Origin of the sequence: Gilliamella sp. B14384G12 (genome assembly GCF_016101825.1) — a bacterium.
Lineage (GTDB): Bacteria > Pseudomonadota > Gammaproteobacteria > Enterobacterales > Orbaceae > Gilliamella > Gilliamella apicola_N.
The window spans coordinates 65,016-79,769 of record NZ_JACFPU010000008.1; the positions used below are offsets into that span (position 1 = coordinate 65,016).

9 protein-coding genes are annotated in these 14,754 nt (G+C 32.7%); all 9 read right to left on the minus strand.

What is annotated here, in order from left to right:
- The 9 genes from H3S73_RS09260 to H3S73_RS09300 all read right to left on the minus strand — a co-directional run bounded on the left by H3S73_RS09260 (position 1) and on the right by H3S73_RS09300 (position 14,597).
- A complete protein-coding gene (locus tag H3S73_RS09260) occupies positions 1-693 on the minus strand; it encodes a hypothetical protein (RefSeq protein ID WP_198236440.1) in 693 nt (230 codons plus the stop codon).
- A complete protein-coding gene (locus H3S73_RS09265) occupies positions 693-2,315 on the minus strand; it encodes an SUMF1/EgtB/PvdO family nonheme iron enzyme (RefSeq protein WP_198236439.1) in 1,623 nt (540 codons plus the stop codon). The genes H3S73_RS09260 and H3S73_RS09265 overlap by 1 nt, the downstream gene beginning before the upstream one ends.
- Positions 2,272-3,495, minus strand: coding sequence for an ABC transporter permease (locus tag H3S73_RS09270; RefSeq protein ID WP_198236438.1), 1,224 nt, complete (start codon positions 3,493-3,495; stop codon positions 2,272-2,274). The genes H3S73_RS09265 and H3S73_RS09270 overlap by 44 nt, the downstream gene beginning before the upstream one ends.
- 3 nt (positions 3,496-3,498) lie before the next feature.
- Complete coding sequence (locus tag H3S73_RS09275) at positions 3,499-4,215, minus strand: ABC transporter ATP-binding protein (protein ID WP_198227560.1); 717 nt, start codon at positions 4,213-4,215, stop codon at positions 3,499-3,501.
- A 5-nt stretch (positions 4,216-4,220) separates the two neighbouring features.
- Positions 4,221-6,185, minus strand: a complete 1,965-nt coding sequence (locus H3S73_RS09280) for a vWA domain-containing protein (protein WP_198236437.1) — start codon at positions 6,183-6,185, stop codon at positions 4,221-4,223.
- Between the two features lie 12 nt (positions 6,186-6,197).
- Entirely contained in the window at positions 6,198-7,244 is a 1,047-nt protein-coding gene (locus H3S73_RS09285; RefSeq protein ID WP_198236436.1) for a hypothetical protein, read from the minus strand.
- A gap of 131 nt (positions 7,245-7,375) precedes the next feature.
- Positions 7,376-10,051, minus strand: a complete 2,676-nt coding sequence (locus tag H3S73_RS09290; RefSeq protein ID WP_198236435.1) for a putative virulence factor — start codon at positions 10,049-10,051, stop codon at positions 7,376-7,378.
- Positions 10,048-13,074, minus strand: coding sequence for a virulence factor SrfB (locus H3S73_RS09295; protein WP_198236434.1), 3,027 nt, complete (start codon positions 13,072-13,074; stop codon positions 10,048-10,050). The genes H3S73_RS09290 and H3S73_RS09295 overlap by 4 nt, the downstream gene beginning before the upstream one ends.
- An 8-nt stretch (positions 13,075-13,082) precedes the next feature.
- Positions 13,083-14,597: an SrfA family protein gene (locus H3S73_RS09300; protein WP_198236433.1), complete on the minus strand. Its 1,515-nt coding sequence runs from the start codon at positions 14,595-14,597 to the stop codon at positions 13,083-13,085.
- Positions 14,598-14,754: the final 157 nt, after the last annotated feature.

Here is a 14,754-nt window from a genome sequence, read left to right on the forward strand (position 1 = left end):
TTAACTGACCTTCACAGCTGAACGTTGTTGAGTAACTAGATTAATTTGTTTTTCAAGTGCAGCAATTTGTTTATGTAATTGACTAATTTCTTTATCTAATCTTGTTACATTTACACCTGATTGTTGTTCTTGTACAGAAAGATTAACCCAATCATTTTCAACTTTTTTAATTCTTTTTAATTTATCATTCAGATAAGCAATATTTGCATCAATTTGAGTCAAATCTTTCTGAACTTGCTTTTTATTCACATTATCATTTTTTATTTGTTCATTTAATGTATGAAGTGTGGCTAAATTTTTATCCAAAACATTCTTTGCATTTTGTGTGATTGATTGAACTTCTAGTGTGTTTTGTTGAAGATCTTGAATGTAAGCATCAATACGCATCTCAGCATCAGCATACTCTTCGCGTTTAGTATCCAAGTAATAGTTTCCTCCCATCATTACACCACAACCAACAGCTGCTGAAGCAAGGCATGTGCGCGCTTTTTCACCTAACAACAAACAGCCAACTCCCATAATACCAACACCTATAGCACAAGCTTGCCAAGCGGATTTACTGAAAAATTGAGCTGTAGTATCTTTAGTTAAAGCAGGATCGGCATTTCTAGTACTTACACCACCTGATGAGGATTGGCAACCAGTTAAAATTATCGATATGCATAAAGCTAATGTTCCTATTACTTTGTTCATTATTTTTTTCCTTTTATCTCATCACAAGACTGTAACCAAGTTGTTCTATCAACCATTCCTGACACAATGTATTGATTAATATGCTGTAAATAAAGTTTTAAGTAATCACTCATGTTGGCTTTACCACTGTTTTGCAAAATAAATTGTGTGGGTTGAGCTTGCTCATTAATGATATTTTTTTCATAATTTGATGCAGTAGTAACGATAGTATCGGCATAATATTTTAAAATAAAGTCTCTTGCATTTTTTGATTCATTGAGTACCTGTTTTAAATTATTGAGCCTAACTTTTGAACACATATTATCATCAGGCAATGTTTCTGTTTCATCTGGATCGCAAATTTCATTAGTCATTGTATTATACAAGTTATTATTGTATTCAAATTTACTGTTTAAATCTGAAACATTGGCGCACAAAAACGCACCTAATTGTAATGCTGACTGTATAGAACGATTTCGTTGTTCATCTCTAGCTTGATTTGCACTACGTAACAACGTATTGAGTTGATTCAATTCTTTTTTTGTTTTTTCATCATCAACTTGTTTAGTAATTTTCTCAAGTTCATTAACAATGTTACTATTTGCGGAACTTGTTGTTTCATTTCCAAGTTCACTCCATTGTTTATCTAAAACTTTAACAGCCTCACTTGAATTCATGACTGAAGTTGTATAAACCAAACGAAATCCAACATCCTGACTCTTGTAAGCACCTTTATCATCATAATAAGGTTTTTCAGTACGAAATGCTGTAGTTATTGACGACTCAGGAGTTAAATAACTGCCACCACGAACAATCATTCCTCCTTCTTGCCCATGATAACGATCTAACTTATTCATACGAAAAGAGTCAAACATCATTTCATTTGCATTACCCAAAATATCATAAATATCCAGCGGATTAGGCTGTAATCGACCAATAAGTTGTAGCTTACCATTAGCAGATTTTGCTCCAGAAAACCAAGCGTAATTTTCTAAGTTAGCTGTCATTGGAAAGTGGTTTTCACGAAATTCAGATTCAGTTACTTTTGTACCACCTCGTGCCGCATATTCCCATTCAGTATTATTAGGTAAGCGAAAATACCCTTGTGGAATCTTGTTTAATTTAGTTTTTGTCTGATTTTCAATTAACCATCGGTTATATTTATCAGTAAATGCAATAGCATCAAACCAACTAATATTTGTCACTGGAAATATAAGTAAAATTTTTGCTGAAGGGCAAGTATCATTCATCACAGATTGATATTGCAATGCTGTTACTTCATACTTACCTATCAGATAATATCGTTCTTTACCGTTATCTGAAAAACTACCCGAAATATAATTTGGAGTTGCATATTCAGCAAAACCAAGCTCTTTTTGGTTGCTACCCAGAATAACTTTGATATCATCTAATGGTTTATTTGTAGGTGTATAGACTTTCTTCATCACCAAGCTACCATCACATGGCATTGGTAAAATAACATCATCGTTCGAGGGTTTAGGATTATAAAAACTAGTATCCCATGGCTCAGCATAGCTGATGAAAGGAAATAAACTCATGCCTATAAATATTAATACACAAAATATATTTTTTTTAGTATTAAACTTCTCGTAAACTTTCAGCTGGCTGGATTTTAATGGCACGTTGACCTCCTATAAACACTACGATACATGTAATAAACATGTTCAACATAAATGCAACAACCAGATGATAAAATTGTAATCGACTTACAATAGGTTGTGAAACTAAATTTTTCCCTAAAACATTGTTAAACGCATGATTTCCTAATAAAAATAGAATAAGAGATACAAAAAATGCCAAGCAACTCAACATTACAGCTTGGTTAATCAAATAAAGCATAATATTTTTTGATTGAAAACCAAGCAAACGCATAAAAGCAATATCTTTACGCTTACGTTCAATGTTAGATAAAAATGAACCAATAAATGATAAAATACAACCAAAACCTGCAGTAAAAGCAATTACACTAAATATAAAACTAAATACCCGATCAATTGCTTTTATATTCTCAATTGCATTAGATTGAGTACGCGTTTCAATCTGCTTTTCTCGTAACTTAAAAGATAGCGGCGCCACATTATCTAGCGAATTCGCATAAATACGTGCTCGTGCAAATGAAGTATGGTTTGGGGGATTAAGTTTACCTGTTTGAGTTGCAAAAAGGTCACTTTGATAACCATCATAAAAATTTTCCATAGCAATCAATAAATTTAATGAAACAAAAGCAGCTGTTCGGCTATAACGATTTTCTGGAATAATGCCAATAACGTCTAATTCAGTTACACCTTTTTCGAATTTACCATCAAGTTGTCTTGTAATAATTAGTTTTATCCGGCTACCAACAGTAACTTGCATTTTTTCCGCCGATAAAGCACTTAGTAAAACTTTATTTTCATTATCAATTGTAGGTAGATCGTTTGTAAGTGGATCTCCACTAGCCGTTGGTATGATCTCAGCGTTACTTACAAAATGGCTTGAATCTTTTATTAAATCGGCCTGAGTATTAAGCGAGCGAGTTAATGGGATGACAAAAGCGGTTTCTGGTTGCTTACTTATCCAATCAAACACTGCATCATCAAGATGTAAATTCCCTACAATTTTAACTTCCAAATTTTGAGGATCATTAAGTAGTTGCTCACGAAGCTGTGAAACAACCCCATACTTTAAACTAAATAATAATAATAACGGTGTAATAACAGATATAACCGATGCAATGATGCAAAATGAAACTTTTTTGTCATACCATAAATCAGCAAACGACAAACGAATAATGAGCAACCATTTAGATATTACTTTAGCCATTTTTTATTGCCTATCATGTAAAGGTAAAAATTCTGATGAATGTGAGGATACTAACTTAGCGGATAAAGTGAATAAACCTTTAGTAGAAACACGTTGCCAATCATGAGTAACTATTATAGCTGCAATATTATCTTGTTTTGCCTGTTCAATAATTAAATCAAAAAGTAAATTTGCATTATAAGGATCGAGAGCAGAGGTTGGTTCATCTGCAAGCAATAATGCTGGTTTATGGATAATTGAACGAATAAAAGAAGCTCGTTGACGCTCACCAATCGATAATTGTTTAGGATATTTATTTAACAAATGAGAAATGCCTAGTTTATTTATCAAATATTCTAACCGTGAATTATCAACATTTTTTTGTAATAATTTAAGTGGCAATAAAAGATTATCATATATCTTCAAAAATGGCAGTAAACCACCAGTTTGCAGCATAAATCCTAAATATTGAGCACGTATATTGGCTAATTGATTTATATCATTGTTATTAATCAATTTAGCAATATCAAGATCGTTATTGTCTAAAAAAAGTTTAAAGTCATCTATATTATCTGGTTTGAGTATCATACCAATCATTTCAAGCAAAGTGCTTTTTCCCGACCCACTGTCTCCTTGAATCACAACAACATCCCCTGCTCTTAATCTCAATTCAGGTAAACAGACTCTAAAAGAAGAGTTACCCGTTAATCGAGAAATTTCAAGTTGTTTTATTACTAACATTTGCTTTACGGTAACATTTCTAATGGAATAGGATAAACATTATCTCGTGGATCACTTTCTTCAGCTAATGATATCCAACGATCAACATCGGCATTACATTTTTGGTAGTAACGAATTTTGCTATTTAAATTTCGAATAAATTTTTCTTGCTCTAACCCGCTCATACTTTTCCAAGTATCTTGATCAAGAGCTGTGACATCACTTTTGTATGGAATATTATCTAAATATTCACCTAATAAACCTAAATCGGCAATTTTAGTCACTGAATCTGATTTTAATTTATTTGGATCTTGTCCCATAGCTGCAGCAACAGAACGTAACTGGGAAAACATATCATCAGCAGAAATTAACCCATCATTAGCCGCATTAGCTATTTTACTGACAATATCACTTAAATCACTTAATTGAGATTTGGTCAACAAGATACGAGGTTCGGCTGTTGGTATCGTTGGGTTAACAAAATCTTTATCAGCAATCCATCCTTTGAAAACTGAAGGTGCTTTCGTACCATTCGTACCACCTAAATAAGCAAGTTGCATCGCCTTACTTAATAACAATGCATCTTTTAACATATTGGAGCTATCATCTTTAGCGTTAATTGCATTACCTACTGATGCTTCACCTTTATACGCTAGTTTAACTTGTTCTGACAGAGCTTTAGCTAACAAGTCTACTTTACTACCAAATTCATTTACATCACCGGCATTAACAGGATAATAAAGTGATTTATGGATATAATCATTATAAGTTAGATCTGAATACTGAGTTGCCGCAACTTGGTGATCTTTTTCACCACTTGGTGTTTTTAAATGTAATGCATAAATAGCAACACCCTTATGTTGAGCTTCAAGTCTTAACTGCGCAGCATCCATTCCAGTACTGGAAAGTTTATCATCGCCAGGAATAGCACTAGCATCAGTGATCAAAATCATATAACGTGCGCCAAAGCTATTCCAATTAATATCATTTAATGCTTTTGCAATACCAGCATAAGAATCTTCAGCAAAATAAGCAGTAGAAACAGTCGCCTGTTTGAGAGATGAACTTAACTGCATAAAATCTTCTCTATTTTGTACCTTGTTAGGATCAACAAAAATCTTTGTTAAAAACTCTAACTTATCCGATGTTTGTAAACTTGAACGGAATGAAACTAGACCAAATTTTACTTGTTGTTGTAAATTTTCCTTTTCTATATGTCGATATACTTGTTCAACCGCTTCTTTAGTTCTTGAAATATAAGGATCCATTGAAATAGTCGAATCTATAACAAATACTATCGCAGCTTTGAATGGCGCTACCTGATTGATGTCATTATCAGAACTTTGTACATTAGATTGAGCGTTATTATTTTTTACCAAATCATCTTGCTTACTCACTGAAGCAACTTCTAAAATACGCTCATAAAATCCTTTACCATTCATTACTTCTTCACCTTGTAAAATAGGTAATAAATAAAAATTTGATTTAAAATCAACATACTCTTTTGGCTCTTGAGCAATAATTTCAGGGACTGATTTATTGTTTTTAAGTGCCTCTCTAATCGGTTTTAACAAAGTTTCAGGTTGATTTGCATCAACAAACGTCGTAAGTGAGGCTTTATCTTTAAAAAATAAGAGAGAATCACGATCAACAGGGTTAGTAAAGACTAATGTCATTTGCATATTCCAAGCGATAGCACATGCATTATTAATCCAACCTATGGTTTTTCCATAAGAATCTGGACCAACACTAAGCCATTGTTGATTATTATCCGTTTTACGCTCATAAACATAATAACGAGAAAAGGCAGGCACTGATTGACCAGTAGAATCCTTAATATCTTTTTTTAACTCACAAGTTGGAGTACTAAGAACTCGCTGGTAAAGTGTTGTTTTACCCTCTTGCTTTAATGGTTCTATAGCCGAACTAACCAAAGGTAAACAAGTAAAACTAAATCCGATAATTAATGTTGAAATTACTTTTCTTTTCATACTTGCACCTTATTATTTTTGCAATTCAGCTAGACGCTCTTTAGCCAACGAGTTATTAGGATCATTATTTAATGTAGTTTCATACCAATAAATCGCCGTTTCCTTATCTGTTTTAAAGCACGAGTTGTTATGATAAAATTTTTCATCATATTCTTTGGCATAAAGTAAGGCAATTTTAGCATTTAATAAGGATTGATTCGCATATAACCGCTGAGCAATATTACATTTATTCACTTGTTTTGCTTGATTGATTAACTCAATTAACACATCAGTATTCGGTTTTGACTGTAAACATTGTTGAATAAAGGTTAAATCATCACTTGTTACATTAGCGACATTACACTGACTATTGCCTTGTATTGAAGTATCTGAAGAACTTTTATCTTGAGAAAATAAGAAATACCATGCTAATGCACCAAGCCCACTTAAAATCAGTATTATTATAAAAATTAGGATAAATATCCTCAATTTACTTTTTGATTTAGTCGGTTCTGGAGTAGAGATAACTTCTTGTGTAGTTGCTAGTTCTGGTATGACTTCTATCTCAACCTCAGGCTCTGTTATTGCTTGATTTTCTTCTTTAACAGTTGGTAATTCAGATTGAGGATCTAAAGATTCGATAGTATCTGATTGAACCGAATTCGAATTGTTCTCATTTATCTCAATCGTATTTTTTTCAATAACCTGTGGTTGTTCTGTTTGAATATTCAAAGCAGAGGATGGAAATACTGTTTCACCAATATTAACGACTCCACGATCTGTATAACTTTCATTTTGTTTATCACGAATTTGAATAAGAAATCTAACACTGTTTTCTTGAGATAATAAAGAATCAACTAGCCATTCATCAACATATCCAATTAATTGCTCATTATCTACTGACATATTATTCAATGAATGCCAATTTTTTTCTGGTCCCCATTGATTAAGACCGGATAAATAATAATTATCTTGGTTACGTTGAATCAATATATCAATATCAGCACTGCCATTCCATTTTTGTGCCAAAAATCTAGCAATACCTGGTTTATACCCTTCTAATTCAATTCTTAGTGCCATGATATCCTCTATTTCACAACTAAGAGTTTATCAATATAGATTGATAAACTTTTCATAATCCAAGATAGCTTCATGCTACCTTATTTATTTAATGACGATAAAATGATTGTCACTTAATTTATTTAAAATAACTATTTTATTTGTGATTGTTTAAAGAACATTAAAATCTCACCGAGTCGAGAGTTTTGTTCTTGACTTATTTCACGCCCAGCATGATGCCCAACATTTTCTTGAGCAAGCATAGCAAATGCAATAAACCAATCAAATATAGCAAATTGAGAATAATTTTTAGTCTTATCATCAAGTACTGGTAGTGGATGTGATAATTGACTTGAAAATTGGCTCAATGGTGAAGAAAATATTGGTTTACCTTGATTGACTCGGCTCATTGGTATTTCAATAGATTGTCCTTGAACAAAACCGAGACATGCAATGAAGTCTGCTAATAAAGTATGTATAGTGCTCACTTGTCTAGACTCTAAATCATCGCGTTTACTACCTGTATTTTCATTTTGCAATATTCGTTCAGTTAAACTTGCTTCAATTTTTAGACGATTTGCTGCAGTAATAAGCTCTTCGACAATAAAAGATAGTGATTTTTGCTCCAAACCAAAAAATTGTAAAATATGTTTATCTAAAACAATATTTCTTAAATACTCTAGCCATGTAGTAAATATTGTTTTAGCCAATTTACATTCAGTAGGTAAAATGGTTACTGGTTTTACATTAGATGAGAAATTATCATCGGAAAATAATTCAAAATCGGTATTCAATCCAAAATCGGTTGATATATCATTACCCATATCATCATGAGCTTCGTTTTTAGATGTATCAGTACCTGTTTCACTAGTATGATAAAGCGCACGAATGGTTTGTTCAGGTAGTTCTAATACTTTAAGTAGTTCACCCAGTAATAAGGCTTTTCCCTGTAGTTCTTTAACGACATCAGCGATAATCTGTTTTTTCTTACCAAGTTCTTCATCATTATCTGCCTGATACCAAGTATCAAAACGCATATTAATAATATAATCAATTTTTTCATTGAGTTGTTCAACAATGCGTTGTTGTTTGATTTCAGTGATAGCAACTTGTTCTAAATATTGGCTAATTCTTCCGATACCACCATCATTCAATTTTAACATGGCATCCCATGCCTGATCTGGATCGTTAACATACTCTTTGATATCAGGATCTTCAACAAATGTATTTTTTAAAATTTGCATTTTTTCTTGATAAGTATCGTTGTAAGATAATTCAAGTTTTGTCTCTGCATCAGTATTTAAAAATGGTACATCAAAACCTGGTTTTCGTACTAAAAAAACATTGTTGAATTTATGTTCATTAAACCAATTTGTTAACCAATCATAGTTACCAAAACGTTCTAAAATGGTTTGTTGTAGTAATCCACCTTTACCCCAACTATTTTTAAGATTATCTTCTGATAAAGTTAATGAATTGCTAATACGTTTATCGAACATAGTAATAGCCCATAATAGCCCAGCTTTTTTAGTCGCTCTTTTTTCTGCTGACTCTCCTTGGGTTTTATCTATCCAACGTTCAAGAACGGGACCAACATCGTTAACATCAGATTGTTTATCTGATGGGGTACAAACAACAAGAACATTCATTTCTTGATTATCAGTGTATTTTTCGAAAAGATAAGCTACTTTACCCCGTAATAAAAGTTGAGCAATAGGATTACCTTCTTTAACATCTGAAATAGAAGTTAAATTTAATCGTCCCCGATATCCTGGGAAATCAAGCAAATCAACTTTTTCAAACGTAGGCACACGCGTTTGATTTACTAATGGAAAAGTTAATTCAGCGGTTAAAAAAGCAAGTTGAGCCAGAGAAATCGAGGTTGGTACACCATTTTGAGGAGTAATAGTTACTGATGAGTCTCGATCAGTATTTAATCGATCTAGGATGTCGACATTCATAATACTGTCAATTTGTGACTTAGTACCATTATTATCTTTAACTAATACTGAAATTGGTGCATATACTGTACTAACATAATTTAAGCTAGCTAATGTTGTCGCTAATTGTATATAGACAGCCGTAATTTCACTGATACCACCCCATAAAACTGAAAAAAGTGCACTACGTTCAGAAGTTTTGAGATACGGTAGCAAATACATTGCTTTTTCCCAATAACCTCCTTTTAATCCTTCAAGCGAATTACCAAAATTTTCAGCTAGATAATCATATAGATCAACAATATCATCTTCAGTAATACCACCGGTATATTCATCTTGTTTTTTACTTTCAATATTTTGAATCAGCTGATTTAATGATGAAAATTCGATTTTATTACTGATTCTTTGTTGATCAAAATCTTTAAAATAAGCATTAATTAAAATTTTAACAATTTCAATTTCTTGAAAGAGTTTTAGTTCTAAAGGATAATTTGCAATACCTCCTTTAGCTATTCGGCTAAAACGAGTCACCAGACCCGTTGCCTCTTTACCACTACCGACAGGATTAACATGATCAATAAAATCTAAAATTTCATTATCAACAACGGTTTCAAGTTTACCATTTTGACCTGCTGCCAATGCTGAAATTAGATAAGATTTTCCTGCCTGCGATAAACCAAAAAAACCAACTGCAACAGATTTACTTGATACATCACCTAACTTTTTTGCACTATTACGAAGACGACGAAGATCGAGAATTAAACTATCAGCTTCATTATTCAGACGTTTAGATGAGTTACGCGTTTGATCCACCCATTCAATGGCCTTTGCAGATGCTTGATAAACCTGTTCCCAGGATTTAGGTAGTTGTTCGTTTAAATTTTTCATCGTTTTATTATTCCACTATCAAGCCAATATTGTGTGCTAATTAAACCTGAATTTACCATTGTATTTAAATTTAGCTTTATATCCTTAGTTTTGTTGCAGGCACGCCCATCTGAAGCTTTAACATCTTTAATATAGAAATTCTCAACCGTTTTTTGTTGGTTTTTTATTCCTAATGTTACTTTTAAAACTACACCTTCCGCACTGAGCCTTTTGGCAACATCGCCATTTTCAATCGTTAAGATATAAATTGGTGATGCAGGCCAACGATCAATTTCTAATTGTTTAAAGCCGAGTCTAGTTGTCCCTCGGATCTCAAATGAGATATCAGGAAAATCATAATCAGGATCATCTAAATCAATATCTCGATAATAAATATTTTCATCTTTTATCATATTTAAATTATCAAGCAGACCAATGTATTTAACCGTTGAATATAAATCGATATTTGATGATCTAAAATAAAAATTAGATAGTCTTAAATTCTTACTTAAAAAACAGAGCATTGCCCCAACAGCTGCTGTGGTTTTTGGATCATCAATTCGTTCTTGTTTATGAAACGGATACCACCCTCCCGTATAATAGCCATGTAATGGTAAAATTCTTCCTGAAGGTATTGATAAGCGGGAACGGAAATAACTTTGAACGCCAGGTAGGCGTGATGGACGACCCGTTAACAACAATACGTCACATTGATAACAACTGATAATTTCAGATAATGCATCAAATGTCTTACAGATATTATAATAATCACCACGAATGAATAAGTAATGAATACGTTTCAAATTAATCTCTATACTGAGATCAAGCACTGAAAATGTTGGATTATTTAAAGCTCGTCTAATCGGTTCATTAATAAAATTCAAAACATGATCAGTCATAGATGTATGCTGTAGTAACTCACTGAAAGTTGTGTTATACACATGTTGATCTGCATGAAGTGGATCGTAAAGCTCATATTGCTTTAACACTTGTAATCCAATTGGCGTAAATAACTGTAAGTTGAGCTGTTGGCGTAATACAGCATCTTGAATAGAAAGTTGCTGTGAACCAATAATCGTTGATAAAATTGGATTTGGATCCGTTAAACCTGCTTTCTTTAAACCATTGGTTAATGAGGTCAATACAACATCTTGAATGATATCAAGTAAAATATCATCCCCAGCAACTTTAAATCCATCACGAAAACGTTGAATAGGAACAATATAAGTATTACTACCATTTGTTTGCTTACTGCTACCATAATCAAGCTCGTAGTCATTAATAACTAGGTCAGTTGTACCACCGCCAATATCAACAGTTGCGATTGTCAGTTTTTGCTTATTAACTTTATCAGGACGAACTATTGATGCAATAAATTCTTCACTCCGTCCATTATAATTATTTTGTGTTTCATTAAACAGATAAACAATTTGACCGCAGGTTGCTTCATCCCATTGAATATAAACTTCAGGAATATTTGGCCAAATACTATTTAATTGATCAGGATTACTAAAATCAATATTACTATCTGAATTATCCCAACCAAGACTTTTCCAAACAAGTCCTATAGCTTGATAAACACAACTTTTAAAAATTGCCTGTTCTGGTTTAGGCATTGCTGGTGGAATAGTTAAAATGATAGAACGCAAATTACGGGGAGTTTTAGCATGTTCAAGTTTATTACGTTGAGCAACACTATTTATTTGCATTAAAGCATGCATTAAAACTTCACATAGCATGAATGTCATTAATGAACTACGCGAGTATTTTGGATGGAACACTGGCATTTTGCGGTCATATTCTTCTTCAATATCATTACTTAAAATGTGTAGTGCTTCACCATATTCATTAATTAAACTTGAAAAGGGTTCCGCTGTCGCAAACGGTTCATGATCACTTTTTACATAATGAGAATTAAAGCGCCAACCTTGTTCATATTTATCTTTATCCCATAAATAGCGTTTTGGACTTGAAAGTCCTGTTGCTCCCTCATTACCTTCACGTCGACTTGCAAGACGGCTAGCCTCTTTACCTACTCGCACGATACTTGGCCAGCGAAAAGTATCTCGCCTCCCACTTTGTAAAGAAAAATGTTCCTTACCAAAGAAAGTCTGAGCAAATTCAACTCGACTTTCAAAAGGTTCATTGTAAATATGTTCTGGTTGGGTAAGATCTCGAATTTCAAGCTCATAACGATGATTTAAACTATCTTTATCTTGAATATGATCCTCGATTAAGATCCCGCAAGTTCGACTGTTCCCAACATCAAGAATCATATCGACAGGAATTGATTTGACAACATCATTTTTATCGTTTGATACTATTTTGATTGTTGGTAGCTGTATTGAATCTGCGAGCAAATTAAGAATGTTCAGATAATGACCATAATAAGCTTTATTACTTATTTCTAATTCAATATCATCTTTGTGTATTTTTAGCCGTTCAGGCTGAGGAGCCAATTCTTGGAACAAGTCAATTAACCAACTTGTTATCCATTTTAGTTCTAGATACCAAGAAACCTGATCTGAACGATGTGCCAGACTGAATACTGAACCTGTTTTTACATCATTTTCAGTAGGTGCTAAGTAAACAACGTCTTGCATGTTTGCAAAGATTTTAGTATCAAATGCAAAAGTTATACGATGTGTATTGCCATCAGGATCTTCTCCTTCTGGAACGCTAACAATCCTTACGCGACTCCAATTATGAGGTCCTTTATCAAATCGTTCAGGCGGTATTGATCTCAAAACAGGAACAGGCAACCAAATACCATCATACAATTTTAATGATTGGTCAACACTAATCTCTTGTGTAGGGGTTACAGCAAAAGAGAGATTATCTGGTACAAAAAATTTACCATTATTACTATCTTCAATTAATCTAACTAGCGCCCCACTTTCAGAAGGATCAATAAAACTACCATTAATTTTACTGCGCCATTGATTATCTTTCCAATCTATTTTTAGTGCAAAATCAAGAAATTGAATTCCACTATTCATTATCAGTGTAACTTCTTGACCATAATTGCGTGTTTCTGGAAGCATATACAACCTTATTGTTTTTTCATCGTAATTGGGAACGAAGTTCCGTTATCATAAATTCCCTGGCAATCAGCTTGATTATTGTTGCCTGATTTACACTGAATCTTAGGTAATTGATATTTGCTATTATCACTACAAATAGCTTGGTTATTACTACCAATACTTAAATTAGCATTTTGAATACCACTATCAACTTGACCAACACATTTAACGCCATCACTACGAGTAACGGTAACTTGGCCATTTCCATCTTTAAGTTCATAACTCAATTGTAATGGTTTACCTGTAGCCTTATCTTGAATTCCTCCACTAACAGACCATTGCCCATCCAAAAATTTAGTGGAACCTTGCTTTATTTGATCTGGAGATAATGTTAAGTTATCTACCTTATCCGGATTTATATTTGTATCAGAATTATTATCTTTATTTGACTCTTGAGGTATTTGACCTTTATTATCCTCATCTTTTGAGCCATTCAAATTATCTTTTTTATCAGTCTCAGCTGTGTTAGGGACACCAGCTTTGTCATCTTTATTATTTAAGGCGTCTGGAATTTGATTAATATCACCATTATTATTTTCAATATTGTTTGGTATTGCATTTGGATCAACAGTATTAAGAGCATCCCCTAGAACTTCAGTGTTAATAGGTACACCATTTGCATCAACTAAATTTTTTGAACTATTTTTGATGCCATTAATAACATTAATTTGTCTATCAATTATTTGATCTTTCGTTTTTACTTCTTTTACATCTTGTTTTTCATCTGCTGGCAAAAGTTGATTAATATTATTTTCCTTTGCTATTTCATGATTAATCGAAATGTCCACATTTTGTCGACAACCCCGTAACCCAAGTATTGCCAATAAAAGCAATAATAAAAGCAATAAACCAAGTAACCACGCCCACCAAAGTTTCCACCATGGTTTTTTAATTACCTCTGGTTCAGTTACTGTTGATGCTAAAGGGATTGGTTGTTGTATAGATTTCAAACAATTAAATGGTGAATTATTTTGCGGCGTTTGTGGATAAACAAATCCCCAAAAGGTAATCACTGGTTTACCGTTAACAATATAAACAAATTGATTACTAGGAAAACGTATTGCCATCAAATTTGGTTCAGTGCTATCAATATTATTTTTTGGATCATAAATCAGACGACTAAAAAGTAATTGATCACCCGCTAAATTTGGATTGTTCGCAAGTTGTTTACCCAAATTGATAACTTTGTTTTCGAATTCTTTGAGTAAAATCAATGCTTCTTCTTGCTCTGATTCACTGGCAGAGGTCCAAGGAACAATATCATACTGTCCATCAGATTGAGTTGAATCAAAAGGAATATACCAATCAATAATATTACCTTGATCATTGCGTTGTGGAATAGCTAAATAATCAGCATACTGTTTACCTAACTTTACTCTAAACATTTCACGAATTTGGGCAGCAACTAAATAAGCGGCTTTACCGTCATGCCCCAGCATTTTGAAATCTTTTATATCACCACTTCGCAGTAAAGTATTTACCATATATTCCTTCTTATTAATTGTATTTATATTGTTATTATTTTTTTTATAATTGTATCAATTTTAACAAAAAAATTTATTATTGTAATTGTTAAACTCACCGATATTATGTCTTTTATATTTGAATGTTAATTAAAGCTTTATATATTTATTACAGAAA

Coding starts and splice junctions, on each gene's coding strand:
- H3S73_RS09260 (WP_198236440.1), bottom strand. CDS start 693: ATGAACAAAGTAATAGGAACATTAGCTTTATGCATATCGATAATTTTA.
- H3S73_RS09290 (WP_198236435.1), bottom strand. CDS start 10,051: ATGAAAAATTTAAACGAACAACTACCTAAATCCTGGGAACAGGTTTAT.
- H3S73_RS09295 (WP_198236434.1), bottom strand. CDS start 13,074: ATGCTTCCAGAAACACGCAATTATGGTCAAGAAGTTACACTGATAATG.
- H3S73_RS09270 (WP_198236438.1), bottom strand. CDS start 3,495: ATGGCTAAAGTAATATCTAAATGGTTGCTCATTATTCGTTTGTCGTTT.
- H3S73_RS09275 (WP_198227560.1), bottom strand. CDS start 4,215: ATGTTAGTAATAAAACAACTTGAAATTTCTCGATTAACGGGTAACTCT.
- H3S73_RS09285 (WP_198236436.1), bottom strand. CDS start 7,244: ATGGCACTAAGAATTGAATTAGAAGGGTATAAACCAGGTATTGCTAGA.
- H3S73_RS09300 (WP_198236433.1), bottom strand. CDS start 14,597: ATGGTAAATACTTTACTGCGAAGTGGTGATATAAAAGATTTCAAAATG.
- H3S73_RS09280 (WP_198236437.1), bottom strand. CDS start 6,185: ATGAAAAGAAAAGTAATTTCAACATTAATTATCGGATTTAGTTTTACT.